The following is a 16,501-nucleotide window of genomic DNA, read 5'->3' as shown; positions in this document are numbered from 1 at the left end:
CGGCACCCACCGCTCATGAGGTTCCGTTCACGCCACGCACCCTGGCCGCGAGGACCAGGGCGTCGTCGCTGTCTTTGGCGTTGTTGTCCAGCAGCGCGGCGGTGATGTCGACCGCCGAGGTCGACAGGTCGACGGTGGTGCCGGAATCGATGACGACGCCGTCGGTGGACATCAACAGCAGATCTCCTGGCCGCACCGCGACGGTCTGCGGCTGCAGATGCGGCGGCAGCCGATAGCCGACGATGCCGCCGGTCTGCAATACGGTCGCGCTGATCGCGGGCCCGGTGGGCCCCGCGGTGAACAGATGGGTGTCGACATTGCCCACGCCGAGCCACTGCACCGAATCCGCGCCGAACAGCGCCAGCGATACCGCGGCACCGCGGGTGTCGGCCATCGCCCGATGACACAGCACCATCAGCTCGTCCAGTGGTTCGCCGCGATGGTCGGCGAGCACTCGGGCGGCGCGATCGACCGCCGACGCGGCCGCCTCGCCGTGGCCGAGCCCGTCCAGGACGGCGAACAGCGCGGTCCCGGCGCCGGTATCGAGCACGACGCACCGATCGCCGGAGATCTGCTGTCCGGGTAAGGCGCGACCGGCAACGGCCCATTCGATCCGGCCGATGAACCCGTCATCATGCACCGTTGGGTACCCACTTCCACATCTCCACCAACGTGCCGCGACCGGGACCCGAGTCGACCGTGAGCCGGTCCATGAGTCGTTTGGCACCCGGCAGGCCGAGACCGAGCCCGAGCCCGGTGGAGTAACCGTCCTCCATGGCGCGGGCGATATCGCGGATGCCCGGCCCGTTGTCGCTGGCCTGCACCACCAGGGCCTGGCGGCCCTCGCGTTCGTCGACGAGTAATCGGATCTCGCCGCTGCCCGCGTAGCTGGTGATGTTGCGCGCGACCTCGGAGATGGCGGTGGAGATCATGGTGCGGTCGGTGAGGGAGAAGCCGAGTTGTTCGGCCAGTTCACGTCCGGCCTGACGAGCGGTGACGATGTCGTTGGACATTTTCACCGCGATGACTCTGTCCTCAGCGGCCACTGTCACGACCGTCTCGCCGCCGGGCAGGGACATTGCTGTTCAGCCAGGCCAGGCCCTCTTCCAGGTCGAGGGCCGTGTGCATGTCCTCGAAGGTGAGGCCGAGCTGGACCATGGCGAACGCGACTTCGGGTTGCAGCCCGACGATGACGGTCTGAGCGCCGCGCAACTGCGTCATATGCGCGATGGTGCGCAAGGATCTGGCCGCGAACGAGTCCATCACGTCGATCGCGGTCACATCGACGATGATGCCGTGCGCCCGGTACTTGCTGACCTGGGTCATCAGGTCGTCCTGGAGGCGCTCGGTATCGGCATCGGTCAGTGCCGATTGCACCGACGCGATGAGATATGTGCCCTGTTTGAGAATCGGAACCGGCATGGGCGGCTGATCAACGCCCGCCGCGCTCGGAAACGCGCGAGATCTCGTAGCCGAGCAACCGTTCGGCCTCCTCGATACCGCCCTGGAGGTCGCCGACGGCGTTCATCTTCGACAGATCCAGGCCGATGGTGACCAGGGTCAGCGCGATATCGGAGGACAGGCCGGTGATGATGACGTTGGCGCCCATCAGGCCGGAGGCGTCCACGGTCTGCACCAGGTGGTTGGCCACGGTCTGGTCGATCTCGGGAACACCGGTGATGTCGATGACGACCACCTTGGCGCGGTTGGCCCGGATCGCGCGTAGCAGCTGCTCGGTGAGCTGGCGGGCGCGCTGGCTGTCCAGCACGCCGATGATCGGCAGGATGAGCAGCTGCTCACGGACCTGCAGCACCGGGGTGGACAGCTCGCGGATGGCTTCCTGCTGCTGGCGGATGACGCGTTCGCGTTCCTGCACGAACGACACGCCCACGGTGTTGGCGATGCGGTTGGCGGCCGGTTCGTAGGCGTCGAGGACGTCGTTGAGCAGTTCGAAGTTCGACTGGTACTTCTCGAACAGCGAGCGGGCCAGCACGTCGCGCAGCAGCAGCACGATGCCGAGGATCTCGTCGGTCTCGACGCCTCGGGGAATGATGCGCTCGGACAGATCGCGCGCGTAGGCCTGCAGCGCTTCGACGCTACCGGTCTCGAGCACCTCGACGTAGTTGTCGAAGATCGAGGTGGCCTCGGAGAAGATCTCCTCCGGCGTCATGGCGGTCAGCAGGCGGGCATCGGTGATGCGGCGCGCCCACTCTTCCCGCAGCACGGTGCGGTTCTGGCGCAGGTGCTCGACCAGCTGCGGAAGCAGATTGTCGACCGGTCCTGCGGCCAGTGAGTCCGCCGAAAGGCTCATGGACACCTCGGACATGGAAACTCGTGCCCCTTTCGACGGGTCTGTCGGGCCGCGCTGGTCGGCCTGGGTTGCGCTCGGCTGCGTGCCGATTTCGAGCCTAGTCATACCCCAGCCGTCGTGCCGTCGAAACCACCAGGTCGTGCTGTCGCCTCGTGGTGTCGGTCACCGTCGGCCCCTGCTGGTGACGCGAAGCCGTGTTCCAGGGCCGCGAGCACCTCGTCTAGGTAGACGGTGAGATCGGTATCGGCGCGGGTCAGCCAGGCATCGAAGGCCGCGCGGGCGGCGGCGAGCGTGGCCCGGCCGACGGCCATCGGGATCAGCGCGTCCTCGGGCTGGCCCAGGCGCGTGGCGGCGAAGGCGCTGACGGTGCGCTCCCAGGCGTCGTAGTGGGCGCCCGCGGTGGCGGCGAGCGCGGGCACGGTCGCGACCAGTTGCATGCGGGTGCGCAATTCGGGCACGTCCTCGGCGCGGTAGCGGTTGGCGTTGACCACCACCCGGCGCACCGCGGTCATCATCGGAATGTCGGGGTCGACGGTGGTGAACGCCTCGCGCAGCGCCTCTACCTCGGCGTCGAACTGGTACCAGAGCACCTCGGCCTTGCTGGGGAAATAGCGGAAGAAGGTGCGGCCGCTGACGCCGGCGGCCGCGGCGATCTGCTCGACGGTGGTCTCGTCGAAGCCCTGCTCGCTGAACAGCCGCATGGCGATGAGTTCGAGCTCGCGCTTGCTGGTGCCGCGCGGGCGCCCTCGGGTGCTGTGTGCCGTCACGGCTATTGATTATGCGGCCCGGCGGCCTATTGATTATGTCAGTGAGTGACGTTAATGTCGGCGCCATGATGGCGGATCTCACATGGACCGAGGCGGGCGAATATGTCGCCGCCGGTGTGATCCTCGCCGTGCCCATCGGCTCGACCGAACAGCACGGCCCGCATCTGCCGTTGTCCACCGACACCGACATCGCGCTCGCGCTGTGTGCCGGCCTGGCCGCGCGGCGCTCGGACGTGCTCGTCGCCCCCGCCGTGCCGTACGGCTCGAGCGGCGAGCACGCCGGCTTTCCCGGGACGTTGTCGATCGGTGCTGCCGCGCTGGAACTGCTGATCGTGGAGCTGTGCCGCTCGGCCACCGACTCCTTCGACCGGATCGTGCTCGTCAACGGGCACGGCGGCAATGTCGAGCCGCTGCGGCGGGCGGTGGCGCTGCTGCGCACCGAATCTCGCGATGTGCGCCTGTTCCTGCCGCGCTACGACGGCGACCCGCACGCCGGACGCACCGAAACCGCACTGCAACTGGCGCTTTCGCCCGAACGAGTCCGGACCGGACGGGCCGAGGCGGGCGACACCCGGCCGCTGCCGCAGATCCTGCCGCTGCTGCGCAGCGGGGGAGTGCGCGCGGTGAGTGCGAACGGCGTGCTCGGCGATCCGGCGGGCGCCACCGCGCCCGAGGGCGCCGCCCTGCTCACCGAACTGATCACCCAACTGACCGACCAGACCCGGCTGTGGTGGCCGGTGACCTCCCCTGAAAGGACCCAGCCATGAACCCCTGGTTCGAGACCGTCGCCGAAGCGCAGCGGCGCGCGAAGAAGCGGTTGCCGAAGTCGGTGTACGGCGCGTTGATCGCCGGCTCCGAACGCGGCCAGACCATCGAGGACAATCAGGCCGCCTTCGCCGAACTGGGTTTCGCGCCGCACGTCGCCGGGCCGATCGGGGAACGCGATCAATCGACCACCGTTCTCGGCCAGCAGATTTCGATGCCGGTGCTGATCTCGCCGACCGGCGTGCAAGCGGTGCACCCCGACGGTGAGGTGGCCGTCGCTCGTGCCGCCGCCGCGCGTGGCACCGCGATGGGCCTGTCCTCGTTCGCCAGCAAGCCGATCGAAGAGGTGATCGCGGCCAATCCGTCGACCTTCTTCCAGTTGTACTGGTGTGGCAGCAAGGACGAGATCTCCGCGCGCATGGCAAGGGCCAAGGCCGCGGGCGCGGTCGGGCTGATCCTGACCCTCGATTGGTCGTTCTCGCACGGCCGCGACTGGGGCAGCCCGGTGATCCCGGAATCGCTGAACCTGCGCACCATGATGAAGTTTGCGCCGCAGACGCTGGTCAAGCCGCGCTGGCTGAGCACGTATGTGCGTTCGGGCACGCTGCCCGACCTCACCGCACCCAATATGGCTGTCGGTGACGCGCCCGCGCCCGGCTTCTTCGGCGCCTACGGCGAGTGGATGGGCACACCGGCTCCCGACTGGGACGATGTGCGCTGGATCTGCCAGCAGTGGGACGGTCCGGTCATGCTCAAGGGCGTCATGCGCGTCGACGACGCCCACCGCGCCGTCGACGCGGGCGTGGCCGCCATCTCGGTGTCCAACCACGGCGGCAACAACCTCGACGGCACCCCCGCCGCCATTCGGGCTCTTCCGGTGCTGGCGGACGCGGTGGGTTCGGAGATCGAGATCTTGCTCGACGGCGGTATCCGCCGGGGTAGCGATGTCGTCAAGGCCGTCGCGCTCGGCGCCCGCGCGGTCATGATCGGGCGCGCCTACCTGTGGGGTCTGGCCGCCAACGGGCAGGCCGGGGTGGAGAACGTGCTCGACATCCTGCGCGGCGGCATCGACTCGGCGCTGCTCGGGCTGCGCAAGACCAGCATCACCGAGCTGGACCGCAGCGACATCGTGGTGCCCGCCGGATTCGAACGCGCCCTCGGTGTTCCGGCCGCGAAGGAGCTCGACGCCGCGGTCTCGAACCCCGCCTGAACCGGATCCCGCCGGAGAGACGAAAGGCCGGCTCACCCGTGGTGAGCCGGCCTACCGGTGCCCGTTCGAGGCGCGATGGTGTTCGAGCAGGACGTCGTAGATATCGGCCAGTGCCGTCAACTGCTCGCGATCGAGGACGTCGATCATGTGTCTGCGCACGCTCTCCACATGGGCGGGCGCCGCGGTTGTCAGCACCTCGAACCCGCGCGGGGTCAGTCGGGCGGCGGTGCGCCGGGCATCGTCGGGAATCGGGGCTCGCGTCACGAGCCCGCGCCGCTCCATCCGGGTGATCTGATGGGAAAGCCTGCTCTGCGACCACTCCAGCTTCGCCGCCAGATCGGCGAAGGTCAGACAGTGCTCGGGATCCTCGGCGAGGTAGGCGAGGACCGAATACTCGACGTAGGTGAGGTCGGATTCCCGCGTCGAATCGCGTCCGACAGCGGCCGCGATGAGGTCGCGGGTCCGGACGAATCCCAGCCAGGCCCGCATCTCGACGTCATCGAGCCAGTGGGGGTCGGTCACGTTGGTGCTCCAATTCCGGCGGTTCGGGTCAGGTCCGCGCACCGGCGCACCGCGCGATACCTGCTGAAACGAGAGTTAGCACCCCTGGGGTTGAACGTGCAACCTTTTGTGGCCGATCCCAGTGTGGTGCGCCTTGGATAGGGTTGCCTAACCGCAGGCCGGGTGCCGATCGGTCGTTAGGCTCGCTGTGCTTCAGTCCAGCCGTGGCTGTTGCCGAGCCCGACACTTTGCCCGAAGGAGTGCGCTTCAGTGACCGCCGCGCCGGACTTCCGCTACTCAGACCTGCTGCCGATCGGTGCCGATGACACCCCGTACCGGTTGCTCACCACCGAAGGCGTCAGCACCTTCGAGCAGAACGGCCGCACCTTCCTCCAGGTCGAGCCGGAGACCCTGCGGATGCTCACCGCCGAGGCGATGCACGACATCAGCCACTATCTGCGGCCCGCGCACCTGTCCCAGCTGCGCAAGATCATCGACGATCCGGAGTCCAGCGGTAACGACCGGTTCGTCGCGCTCGATCTGCTCAAGAACGTCAACATCTCCGCCGGCGGCATCCTGCCGATGTGCCAGGACACCGGCACCGCGATCGTGATGGGTAAGAAGTCCGAGGGCGTGCTCACCGGCGTCGACGACGCCGAATGGATCAGCCGCGGCGTCTACGACGCCTACACCAAGCTGAACCTGCGCTACTCCCAGCTGGCCCCGCTCACCATGTGGGACGAGAAGAACACCGGCTCCAACCTGCCCGCGCAGATCGAGCTGTACTCCAACCCCGGCGATCCGGCCGACCCGTCCTACAAGTTCCTGTTCATGGCCAAGGGCGGCGGCTCGGCCAACAAGTCGTTCCTGTACCAGGAAACCAAGGCCATCCTGAATCCCACCCGGATGCTGGAGTTCCTGGACGAGAAGATCCGCTCGCTCGGCACCGCGGCCTGCCCGCCCTACCACCTGGCGGTCGTCATCGGCGGCACCAGCGCCGAATTCGCCTTGAAGACGGCCAAATATGCCTCCGCGCACTACCTGGACAATCTGCCCACCGAGGGCTCGATGACCGGCCACGCCTTCCGCGACCTCGAACTCGAGGAAGAGGTCTTCCAGCTCACCCGCGAGTTCGGCATCGGCGCGCAATTCGGCGGCAAATACTTCTGCCACGACGTGCGCGTGGTGCGCCTGCCCCGCCACGGCGCGTCCTGCCCGGTCGCCATCGCGGTGTCGTGTTCGGCCGACCGGCAGGCACTGGCCAAGATCACCAAGGATGGGGTGTTCCTGGAGCAGCTGGAAACCGAACCGGCCCAGTACCTTCCCGAACAGACCGAGGACATCCTCGGCGGCGACGTGGTGAAGATCGACCTGAACCGGCCGATGTCGGAGATCCGCGCCGAGCTGTCGAAATACCCCGTGAAGACCCGGCTTTCGCTCACCGGGCCGCTGGTGGTCGCCCGCGATATCGCGCACGCCAAGATCAAGGAGCGCCTCGACGCGGGCGAGCCGATGCCGGACTACCTGCGCGATATGGCCGTCTACTACGCCGGCCCGGCCAAGACCCCCGAGGGTTACGCCTCCGGATCCTTCGGACCGACCACCGCGGGCCGCATGGATTCCTACGTCGACCAGTTCCAGGCCGCGGGCGGCTCTTTCGTCATGCTGGCCAAGGGCAACCGCTCGGCCCAGGTGACCAAGGCCTGCAAGGAGCACGGTGGCTTCTACCTCGGCTCGATCGGCGGCCCCGCCGCGCGGCTGGCGCTGGACTGCATCAAGAACGTCGAGGTGCTCGAATACCCCGAACTCGGTATGGAAGCAGTCTGGAAGATCGAGGTCGAGGACTTCCCGGCGTTCATCGTCGTCGACGACAAGGGCAACGACTTCTTCGCCGAGACCCAGAAGCCGATCGCGCTGCGCGTACGCACCCGCTCCAAGGAACGGGTCTGAGCTCCCACATCCTGGACTCGGGCGAGTCATAGGTTATGCACATGATGGGGATCGGCTGTGGACAAGCACGATCCTGAGCGGATCCGCTTGCGCCGCAGCCCCTTCCTGTCCGGTTGAATTCGGCATTCCTGGAGGTCAACGCCCTTGAGGCGGGCGAAGGTGAAAACCATTGCCGCGTGGGCATTGTGATCCACAACACGTGGATAACCTTGTGGACAGTTGCCGTTTCAAGTTGTTCTGCCTGGTCGCGTCGGCGCGGGCGTGAGCTGGGACTCTCGGCGTGTCGCGCTACCATCGACGGCTATGTGGCCAACCAGGGAAACACGGATCAGGCGCCGGTCGGCGCGGCGGGCGATCGCGGCCGCGGTGGCGCCGTTCGCCGTCGCGGTCAGCGTTGCCGCGCCCTCGGTGCAGGCCGCGCCCGCGGCGCAGCCCGCGTCCCCGCCCGCCGGTGCCGTCCTCGTCTGGCCGATCGCCGCCGCGGGGACCGAGGGCCTGAACCCCCTGCTGGCCCTGGCCTACACGATGGCCGCCGATGAAGCCCACGCCGCCGGCGTGCCACTGTCCATCACCTCCGGCCATCGCACGCTCGCCGAACAACAGGCGCTATGGGAGGAAGGTGTACGCACCCACGGCAGCCCCGAGGAAGCCCGGCGCTGGGTGCTGCCGCCCGAGGAATCCACCCACGTCACCGGCAACGCCATCGACGTGGGCCCCATCGAAGGCGCGCGCTGGCTGGAAGCCAACGGCAACCGGTGGGGACTGTGCCGGACCTTCGATAACGAATGGTGGCATTTCGAGCTCGCCACCTTCCCCGGAACCCCCTGCCCACCCCGAGTACCCGACGCCAGCATGCGCTGAGCGGCATGCAGAGCCCAAGCCGCTAGCTGCCTGGTGGCCGACGACTGAGTCCACCACGGCGGGGGTCGACCCTCCGCCCCCGCGACGGCAGCCGAGGTGAGCTCACGAGGGTGGGAAACCGCCGATGCGGGTGTTCTGGAAGCTGCTGAACAGCCATTGCCCCTCGCGGCGCACAGCCACCCGGGTCTGGATCGATTTCTCCTCCGGATCCGGTGCCGTGTCCGGTGGCGCGGGCCGCCCGGCCGTGGTGATCAGGATCGCCGTATCCGGCGCCGGGAAGCGCAGGTTCAGCACCTCGGGTTCGGGCATCCGGGTGCCCTTCATGAACCCGTTCAACCCTTCCTGCATGGCTGCCGCGATCGCCGCGCGACCAGGGATGTATTCGCCGATGACGGAGACGAAGACGGCGTCGTCGGTGAAGGTGTCGGCGAAGGCGGCGCCGTCCGCGGCCGCCCATGCCTGGATCTGAGCGTGCAGCAGCGTCCACAGCTCTTTCTCGGTGGTCACATCGTCGGTCATGGTTGTTCCTCTCGCTGATCGGCCCGGTGGGCTCGGCGACGAGGCTGCCAGGGCGGTGACCGCGTGCTCAATGACCCGACAGGTCATGGACCGATTGGGTCGGCGCGGGCAGGATCGCTAGTCTGCGGTGGTGCGACAGGGTAACCAGGGTTCTCCGGTCGGGGCGTTGTTGCGGCAGTGGCGGCTCCGGCGACGGTTGAGCCAACTCGAGCTCGCCCTGGCCGCCGAGAGTTCGTCGCGGCACATTTCCTATCTCGAGACCGGCCGGTCGCAGCCGAGCCGGGCGATGGTGCTGAAGCTCTGCGCGGCGCTGGACGTGCCGCTGCGAGAGCGGAATACGGTCCTGCTCGCCGCGGGATTCCCGCCGGAATACCGGGAGAGCCCGCTCGACGATGCGGAGCTGGCATCGGCGCGAACCGCCTGGGAGACCATGCTCGCGGCACATGAGCCGTACCCGGCGGTGTTGGTGGACCGGTACTGGAACGTGATCACCGCGAATCGCGGTATGCAACTGTTCGGCACCGCGATCGCCGACGAAGTGGCCGCCGAGCCGCCCAATGTGTACCGCATCGCCCTGTACCCGGAAGGGCCGGCGTCGCCCGCTCGGATGGTCAACTACCGGCAGGTCCGAAAGTATCTGCTGGAGCGCCTGATCGGGCAGGTGCGCGCGACCGGAGATCCGGCCCTGCGGGATCTCTACGACGAGGTATCCCGTTATCCGCTGCCCGCCGAGCCCGACGAGACGATCGACGAGGTGACCCCGAGCCCGTTCTCGATACCGGTCCGGATCCGCACCGCTGCCGGCGAGCTGTGCATGTTCAGCACCACCATGACCTTCGGCGCCCCCTCCGACGTCACCTTCGCCGAACTCGCCATCGAGCTGTTCTACCCGCTGGACGAGGCCACCGCAGCGGTCCTGCACGACCTGGCCGGCGCCGGAGGACTCCCGGTCGGTGACAGTGCACAACTCCCACTATCTGATGCGGTCCCCCGCCAACGCGGCACGCCTTGCTCAGGGTATCGCTCAACTCGAAGCCGGTGAGGTGGTCGAGGTCGACATGGAGCGGCTTGCGGAAGAGCCGGGGTGAAAGTCACCTTCGCGAAGGTCAGATTCGAAGACCTCGGCCATTGGATCAATACCGATCGCAAATCGCCTTGCGGGTCGTGCGCTCGATCAGTGACATCGAACGTGACCCGTTCACCGCCCGGTACCGCTACTGACGGCACGATCCTTGTACTTGCGGCAGGTGTGTGCCGGCTCGATGGCTGGGTAGATTCGTGTTCGTGCCTGCTGAGTATCCGACCATCCTGGCGACATCCATGGGCTTCAACCGGGCGCGCGAGCCGTGGCAACCTTCGCCGGTATTCCGCTACACCTTCCAGTTGGCGGGGAATCCGTCGCGGCCGAAGTTGTGTTTCATATCGACAGGTACCGGAGATGATCGGGCCAGTATCTATGCCTTCTATGCGGCCTTTGCCGGCAAGGAGGTCGAGGCAAGTCACCTTGCCTTATTCGATAAGCCCAACGTGCCTGACGTCTCGGAACACCTGTTTCGGCAGGATGTGATCTGGGTCGACCGGGGAAGCCTGGTCAACCTGCTGGCAGTCTGGCGTGCTCATGGTTTGGATGCGGTACTTCGAGAATGCTGGCAGAGAGGGATTGTTCTCGGCGGTGAGTCGGCCGGGTCGGCCTGCTGGTTCGACGGTGGCACCACTGACTCGTTCGGCGATCTGCGGCCGTTCGTGGATGGTTTGGGGTTCCTTCCCTTTTCGAACGCTGTGCACTATGGCGACCGGCGGGAACATTTTCGAGAATGCGTCGCGTCGGGGGTCCTGGCAGATGGGTTTGCTACGGACGCGGGCGTGGGACTGCATTTTTCCGGCCGGGAATTCTTGACCGCGATTAGTGACAGAAACAATGCGAAGGCGTACAAGATCTCGCGTCGATCGGATGGGACGGTCGCGGAGGAGCCACTCGAAGTCAACCGGCTCAAACGGTAGGTATCAGCCGCCGAATAACAGTCTGCACGTCCTCGCGGCCACGCCATCGGCTCAAATTTGGTAACGCTCGTCGAAGTTCGCTGCGCGCCGACAATGACCCGATCCTGTCGATGTCATCCAATGCCGCAAGGGCAAAATGTGCGGCCTCATCGGGTTGGCCTGCGTTGGCGTATGCGCGTGCGAGTTTGGCGCGTGTGATGGTTGCGGTGCGGACGGATGAGGTCGACAGTGATGCCAAACGCGGTTGAAGAAGGGGCACAACACTCTGGCCTAGACCGAGGTAGATATCGCAGGTGGTGCTGAAGATTGCGAAAAGGTCGTCGTCAACCACGCTACGTTGACCGAGCAGCGCGTCGTCCTCGCGTGTCGGTTTTGCCAGCAGGTGCATGGCACGGTCGAGAGCTCGGTTGCTGGCGCTCTCGTCGCCGGTCAGTGCATGGCCAAATGCGATCTGTTTCTCGGCTAAACCCTGGATGCGGGGCGATACCCCGTTCATGTTCAACGCGGCGCTGGCATTGTCCACCGCCCGGTGACCGTCGCTGGTGAAGCTGATGGCCATCATCGAGCGGCGAACGAAACAGTACGCCGACATCTCTCGCCAATTTGCCGCAAGGCCCCATTGGCTGGTGCGATCGATCCAGTACATCGCGGCGGTGAGATCTCCAGCTTCCTCGCTGAGCCAGCTCAGCGATTCAGCGTATCGGGCCTGCATGCGGAGAAGTTCGTTACGCCGGTGCCCCATAGTGCGACGGCGTAATCCATCCAGAATTGCGACGCTCCCGGTCAAACCGTCTATAAGCGCGGAAGGTCGCAGGCTGCGTGCGGCGGTCTGATAGCCGGCGTAAGCATCATCGAAAGCTTGCAGGGTACTGTCGCCGATCGAAACCTTCTCGATGGCGCTCTCGAACATGCGCAGCAGCGGCCCGGTACCGATTCCCGCACCTAGAGACGCCAGCAGCTCCCGTCGCGAAAGCGGCATCAGCCCACCTCCTTCGGGTAGCTCCACAACGAGGGTGTCTTTCTGAGATACCTCGTCCCTGGGTCCGCTAACACTCGGCCTCTCATCACGCATCAGGGCGGTGATGACGCCCCCGGTGCGGTAGATCTCGTCCAACTTGGTGGCGAGCCAGGGGTGTAGCTGGCGGCGCCCGGACTCGATGTAGGAGACCAGCGATTCCGCGCATCCCGCGTGCCGTGCGACCACGGCCAACGTCAGATGCCGCGACTTTCGCAGATCACGCAGTACCGCACCGATCTCGGCGTTGTCGGGCATGGCCGTCACCTCTTGACAGTTCTTCACACACACGCGGATCCGATCGACTCCAACCAGTCAAGCACACAAACTTGCGGGTGAGATACGCAGTGCCGAAGGCATTTACGAGGCGGATGGCAGTGCATTCAGTCAGCAGCGACGAACTCTCAGTGAGGTGCGAAGGCGACATGTTCGAGCAGCTCCAGATCGAGAATGGGGCCACGGGTAGTGGCGATTGGGCTTTGAGGGCCTCCGTGAACGTCGGCGTTAATCGCCAGGTGGGGACGGTCACATCAGAAGTCGGTGATGCGTCGACGGTCCGGTGCGAGTTTTATCGCGGCACGTGCGGCTTACCGTGCACGGTCGACTCCGGTACCGGGCGGATCATTCTGTCCGTGGGCAGCGTGGCAGGCGTGACCATGCCCGCACACCTTGGCGAGGCGCTGTGGGTGCGTCCGCCTTCGCGCGGGGACTTGCCGCTGGCAACGGTGGTCATCGACGCCCTCGTTCTCGCGCATCGGGGCGCAACGGGGCGATCGAAGTGATGACCTCGCGCGGGTTGCACGGTTTGGCTTCGGTACCGACCGACACGACAGGGGGATACGGGTGACAAATCCGGTTGCGTTCGGCTGGATCAATTACGACGTGAGCACTTCACCCGAATGGGATGCCGCGCAGGTTCAGCGGCTGGCTCGGCGGCTCGGGTATCCGATTGTGTGGCCTGGTTTTTCGGTGCTTCCGGTGGTGGATCAGGTGCGTAATTCTGGGGCCGAGGTAGTGATCATGCCTGCGCCGGAGCACCTGGGGCCGCTGGAATTGAATCGGGTGATGGAGATTGCCGATGTGGAGGTGGTGTTGCCGCGGCTTTCGTTTGCGAGGTGGTCGATAGTGGGGTCGGGACGGTGAGCGGGTGGGATGTTGCGGGGTTTGCGGTGGCGGTCGGAGTGCCCTTGCTGGTGCTGGTGCTGGCCATCTGGCGGCCGGGTGGGGAATGAGAGCGCGCGCGGTCGCTGGGATGAGCGTGGCTCCGTCGTTGCCGGATCTGCGAGCAGCTCGTCTCCTCCCGAAGTACCTGTTCGCCCGCATATGAGCGACAAACGAGCGACAACGCGATCAGTTGTCGCTCATATGCGGGCGAACAGTACTTTGTCGGTGGCCGCCCGCCGAACGTTGTCGTACCCCGCGTGCATACTGCACGGCATGGACGGGGAGGAATTGCGCATGGTTTTCGGGGACCGAACTGCGATACGCGCTGACAGCAACGGTATTCGAGGCCGAAGGCCCGCTCAGCGTCCCGAACACCTGGATGCGCTCGAATGCGCCGGCCTGCGAGACATCGCGCGAGAGCGAGGGACGGATGAGCAACACCCCTATTCAGCCGCGAGCATTGACCGATCGGGAGGTCGAAGTCGTCAGGAAGTTGCTGTCGTCCGGCACACCGGGGGCGGCTGAGTATCTGAAGCAAGTGCCGAATGCGCGGGTGGTTGCGACCTGGGGCGTCGGATCGCCCAGCGTCGACTTGGAGGTGGAGCCCGGTGTGGCGCCGGCATCGGTGTGTCCGGATGGAATCTTCGCCGACGGCGCGGTGAGCGATGGGCACGGTACGCCGGTCGGTGAGGTCATTCTGTGGGTCGAAGGTGGCTGGTTGAGTGGGATCGAGTACGCCTGGTACACCGACCAGCGACCGACCGTGCTGCCCGATCCGAGCTGGATACGCCTCCACTAGCCCGACCGCGGCCCCGGACACCGATCAGGCGCGACACCACACCGGCACCGCGATGAGGTGCTGCCGGTCTCGGCAGGGGCGCGCGATTCACCCCACCGTTTCCAACGGCAACCCCCCGTGAATCGAATGCGCCAACCGCCGCCGGTTGGGGGAGTGGAGGGCGGTGGTGAGGTCGGTGCCGTCGTGTTCGGCGAGGAGGTCGCCGGCGTCCCAGACCAGGAGGGTGGCGCTGACGGTGTTCTCGGCGGTGGAGTGGGCGAGGTCGTAGTGGGCGCAGGCGGGGACGTGGGGGTAGGTGATCCACAGGTCGTAGCCGGTCATGAACAGGTCGAGGTCGAATTGGACGCTGAGGCCGAGCAGTTCGCTGCGGCCGTTGTCGTCGACGCCGGCGAAGGCTTCGTCCAGGGCGAGCAGGCGCGGCGCCTGCGGGTCGGCGGAATCGAGCATGACGTGGGCGGCGGCGAACAGCGGCAGATGCAGCGAGACCGACTGCTCGCCGCCGGACAGCGCGCTGTGCCGGGCGACGGTGAGGCGGTCCTCGGTGCCGTCGGCGGAGATCAGGGTGAACGAGAACACCCGCCAGGTGCGGTAATCCAAGGTGGCGGCGAGGATCTCGGGGTAGGAGCGTTCCGGGTGGGCGGCGCGGGCGGCCCGGATCTCGGACGCGAAATGGGCCCGGATCGCGGCCAGATCATCGGCGCTGAGCGCCGAGGTATCGCGGTCGAGCAGTTTGCACATCGCGCGTGCCGCGTCGGATAAACCGTCCGCGAGTAGCCAATGCACGCCGATGGTATTGCCCGAGGACATCCGCCGCTGCTTCATCTCCGCGCTCATCCGGCTGATCAGCTCGCGCGCATCGCTGGTGCGTTCGTGGATCTGCTGGGCCAACCCGGTGAGCAGGGCGTCTTCGAGGATACGGCGTTCGGCATCGGTGAGCAGTAGCTCTTGATCGCGGCGGGCGGCGTCGACGCGGGTCGCGAAGTCCGCCAGCGGGGCGACACCGTGTTCGTCGTGCACGCGCACCACGGTCACACCATCGGCGGCGTCCCAGTGCACCCGATAGTCGCGGCCGGAGGCGGCCAGGGCGGCGTCGAACTCTTGCAGCGCGGTGGTGACCGCGCTGCGGGTGGATTTGCGGCCCGCCTCGGTGGCGCGCATCGATTCGGTGGCGGTGCGCAGTTCGGCGAAGAGTTCGGTCACCTCCGTCGGCAACACCGCAGGCTCCGATTCCGGTCCCGCCGAGGCGATCCGGTACAGCAGCTGATCCGGCGTGGACCAGGCGGCTTCACTACTGGGCCAACGGCATTCGGTGTTCGCGCCGAGCAGTGCCAGCAGATCGGGCTGGGCATAGGGTGCGAGCGCGCGCACATCGGCGAGCACCTCGGTCAGCGCGGTGCCCAGCGCTTCGTGGGCGGTGCGGTAGGCGGCCTCCGCGTCGCCGACGGCTTCGATCGCCGCGTTGGCGGCTTTGCGCGCGGCCTTCTGCTCGGCCCTGGCCGCGTCGATGCGTTCGCGGGCCTGCTCCAGCTCGCGGTCGATATCCGCGGCGCTCGCGCCGAGCGATTCGCGCAGGGTCTCCAGTTTGCGGGACTGTTCCTCGAACCCGGCCCGCGCGGCCTCGGCTTCCTCGGCGAACGCCTCGGCCAGGTCACGCGCCTCGCCGTGACGGTCGCTCGCCTCCCGTGCGCGTTCCCGATCGCGCTCGTGTTCGGCGCGCAGCCGCAGCAGCCCGCTGCCGGTGTTCTCGAAATGCCGGATCGCGGCGGCCAGGGCGTCGATCTCGCGGGGATCGCGGGGGGTGCGGTGCGTGGCGGCGGCCGTGCGCAGCGCCTTCTCCGCCGCCGATACCTGCGCTACCGCATGGTCGAGATCCGCCTCGGCTCGGGTGGCGGATTCGGTGGTGGACCGCAGCATGCCGGCGCATTCGGATACCGCGCGCAGCGCGGCGGTCACGCCGGTGGGGCGGGGCAACGCTTTGGCGGCAGCGGTGATCCGCGTCAACTGTGCGTTGACCTCGGCCTCGTCGTCGGCGGCGGCGCGCTGCGCGGCGGTGGCCGCTGCGATGGCCTGGTCGAGTTCGGCGATGCGCGCCGCACGTCTGCGCGCGCGTGCGGTGGTGCCGATGAATTCGGCGTGCGGTTTGCGGTGGCGGCCCAGCTGAACGCCGAGTCGGAAGTGCCCGGAGACGGCGACGGCGCACGAACCGACCGTGTCCGGTCCGGCGTCCGCGGACCCGGAGTGCGCAGGCGCACCCGGGTCGGAGCCGGTATCCGCGGAGGAGCCGAGCGCTGTGACGGAGAGCGCTCCGGCCGGGCCCGCACCCAGCGCGATGGAGGCCAAGACGGCGGCGACCTCGGCACGCGGCACGGTGAGCGATTCGGAATCGTCCTCGACGACCAGTACGTCGGCGAGGGTGGGGCCGGTCGGACGCGCGGCGTCGGGCAGCGGCTCGAGGAACAGCTCCGATTCGAACACCGCCGGCCGGTCGGCGGCGGCGCAGACCCAGGCGTCGAGCAGGCCGGCGGCGGCCAACGCCGATTCGATCCCCGCCGCGTCGTCGGCGGAGACGTCGTCGGCGAAACGGACGAGCTGCCACAGCGGGGCGCCGGGGCGGCCGTCGCGGGGGTCGGTGCGGGTG

General features: G+C 67.2%; 18 protein-coding genes. 9 read left to right on the top strand and 9 right to left on the bottom strand.

What is annotated here, in order from left to right; translation table 11 throughout:
- Window positions 1-13: 13 nt before the first annotated feature.
- The 5 genes from GV790_RS21750 to mftR form a co-directional block, all read right to left on the bottom strand.
- Window positions 14-640: a SpoIIE family protein phosphatase gene (locus GV790_RS21750; RefSeq protein WP_280213405.1), complete on the bottom strand. Its 627-nt coding sequence runs from the start codon at window positions 638-640 to the stop codon at window positions 14-16.
- Window positions 633-1,013: an anti-sigma regulatory factor gene (locus tag GV790_RS21745; RefSeq protein ID WP_036537652.1), complete on the bottom strand. Its 381-nt coding sequence runs from the start codon at window positions 1,011-1,013 to the stop codon at window positions 633-635. The genes GV790_RS21750 and GV790_RS21745 overlap by 8 nt, the downstream gene beginning before the upstream one ends.
- Before the next feature lie 22 nt (window positions 1,014-1,035).
- On the bottom strand, window positions 1,036-1,422 hold the full coding sequence (locus tag GV790_RS21740) for an STAS domain-containing protein (RefSeq protein WP_014351609.1): 387 nt from the start codon (window positions 1,420-1,422) through the stop codon (window positions 1,036-1,038).
- 10 nt (window positions 1,423-1,432) lie between these two features.
- Complete coding sequence (locus GV790_RS21735) at window positions 1,433-2,326, bottom strand: STAS domain-containing protein (RefSeq protein ID WP_014351608.1); 894 nt, start codon at window positions 2,324-2,326, stop codon at window positions 1,433-1,435.
- Between the two features lie 86 nt (window positions 2,327-2,412).
- Entirely contained in the window at window positions 2,413-3,078 is a 666-nt protein-coding gene (mftR, locus tag GV790_RS21730) for a mycofactocin system transcriptional regulator (protein WP_163815472.1), read from the bottom strand.
- A gap of 65 nt (window positions 3,079-3,143) precedes the next feature.
- Between mftR and mftE the strand changes: the two genes are divergently transcribed.
- Complete coding sequence (mftE, locus tag GV790_RS21725) at window positions 3,144-3,845, top strand: mycofactocin biosynthesis peptidyl-dipeptidase MftE (protein WP_163815560.1); 702 nt, start codon at window positions 3,144-3,146, stop codon at window positions 3,843-3,845.
- Window positions 3,842-5,053: a pre-mycofactocin synthase MftD gene (gene mftD, locus GV790_RS21720; RefSeq protein ID WP_163815470.1), complete on the top strand. Its 1,212-nt coding sequence runs from the start codon at window positions 3,842-3,844 to the stop codon at window positions 5,051-5,053. Before mftE ends, mftD begins: the two co-directional genes overlap by 4 nt.
- Before the next feature lie 51 nt (window positions 5,054-5,104).
- Here the strand turns inward: mftD and GV790_RS21715 are convergent, their stop codons facing one another.
- Window positions 5,105-5,575 (bottom strand): MarR family winged helix-turn-helix transcriptional regulator, encoded by a 471-nt coding sequence (locus tag GV790_RS21715; RefSeq protein WP_163815468.1) that lies wholly within the window; start codon window positions 5,573-5,575, stop codon window positions 5,105-5,107.
- Between the two features lie 249 nt (window positions 5,576-5,824).
- Here GV790_RS21715 and GV790_RS21710 point away from each other — a divergent pair, with 249 nt between their 5' ends.
- Together GV790_RS21710 and GV790_RS21705 are read left to right on the top strand one after the other, a co-directional pair.
- Window positions 5,825-7,504 carry a fumarate hydratase gene (locus tag GV790_RS21710; protein WP_163815466.1) on the top strand — a complete coding sequence of 560 codons (1,680 nt, stop codon included), beginning with the start codon at window positions 5,825-5,827 and terminating at the stop codon, window positions 7,502-7,504.
- A 303-nt stretch (window positions 7,505-7,807) separates the two neighbouring features.
- Window positions 7,808-8,365: a M15 family metallopeptidase gene (locus GV790_RS21705; protein WP_163815464.1), complete on the top strand. Its 558-nt coding sequence runs from the start codon at window positions 7,808-7,810 to the stop codon at window positions 8,363-8,365.
- A gap of 102 nt (window positions 8,366-8,467) precedes the next feature.
- On the opposite strand, the gene GV790_RS21700 is transcribed toward GV790_RS21705, so the two are convergent.
- A complete protein-coding gene (locus tag GV790_RS21700) occupies window positions 8,468-8,884 on the bottom strand; it encodes an SgcJ/EcaC family oxidoreductase (protein ID WP_163815462.1) in 417 nt (138 codons plus the stop codon).
- A 130-nt stretch (window positions 8,885-9,014) separates the two neighbouring features.
- Here GV790_RS21700 and GV790_RS21695 point away from each other — a divergent pair, with 130 nt between their 5' ends.
- Window positions 9,015-9,926, top strand: a complete 912-nt coding sequence (locus tag GV790_RS21695) for an MmyB family transcriptional regulator (RefSeq protein ID WP_309139023.1) — start codon at window positions 9,015-9,017, stop codon at window positions 9,924-9,926.
- A 242-nt stretch (window positions 9,927-10,168) separates the two neighbouring features.
- Window positions 10,169-10,885, top strand: coding sequence for a Type 1 glutamine amidotransferase-like domain-containing protein (locus GV790_RS21690; protein ID WP_163815460.1), 717 nt, complete (start codon window positions 10,169-10,171; stop codon window positions 10,883-10,885).
- Here the strand turns inward: GV790_RS21690 and GV790_RS21685 are convergent.
- Complete coding sequence (locus GV790_RS21685; protein WP_163815458.1) at window positions 10,875-12,158, bottom strand: helix-turn-helix domain-containing protein; 1,284 nt, start codon at window positions 12,156-12,158, stop codon at window positions 10,875-10,877. The two genes, GV790_RS21690 and GV790_RS21685, sit on opposite strands and share 11 nt — an antisense overlap.
- A 167-nt stretch (window positions 12,159-12,325) precedes the next feature.
- On the opposite strand from GV790_RS21685, the gene GV790_RS21680 reads away from it, so the two are divergent.
- From GV790_RS21680 to GV790_RS21670, 3 genes are all read left to right on the top strand, one after another.
- The gene (locus tag GV790_RS21680) at window positions 12,326-12,682 is read left to right on the top strand and encodes a hypothetical protein (RefSeq protein ID WP_163815456.1); all 357 of its coding nucleotides are present in this window, start codon (window positions 12,326-12,328) and stop codon (window positions 12,680-12,682) included.
- A gap of 61 nt (window positions 12,683-12,743) precedes the next feature.
- Entirely contained in the window at window positions 12,744-13,043 is a 300-nt protein-coding gene (locus GV790_RS21675; RefSeq protein ID WP_163815454.1) for a hypothetical protein, read from the top strand.
- A gap of 451 nt (window positions 13,044-13,494) precedes the next feature.
- The gene (locus GV790_RS21670; RefSeq protein WP_256673449.1) at window positions 13,495-13,863 is read left to right on the top strand and encodes a hypothetical protein; all 369 of its coding nucleotides are present in this window, start codon (window positions 13,495-13,497) and stop codon (window positions 13,861-13,863) included.
- 87 nt (window positions 13,864-13,950) lie between these two features.
- Here GV790_RS21670 and GV790_RS21665 read toward each other — a convergent pair.
- On the bottom strand, window positions 13,951-16,501 hold a 2,551-nt coding region (locus GV790_RS21665; protein ID WP_306043337.1), incomplete at its 5' end, for an SbcC/MukB-like Walker B domain-containing protein.

It is taken from the genome of Nocardia cyriacigeorgica, from assembly GCF_010858045.1.
GTDB classification, from domain to species: domain Bacteria; phylum Actinomycetota; class Actinomycetes; order Mycobacteriales; family Mycobacteriaceae; genus Nocardia; species Nocardia cyriacigeorgica_E.
The sequence above is the reverse complement of the archived record's forward strand: the minus strand, read 5'-3'. Positions and strand labels throughout refer to the sequence as shown.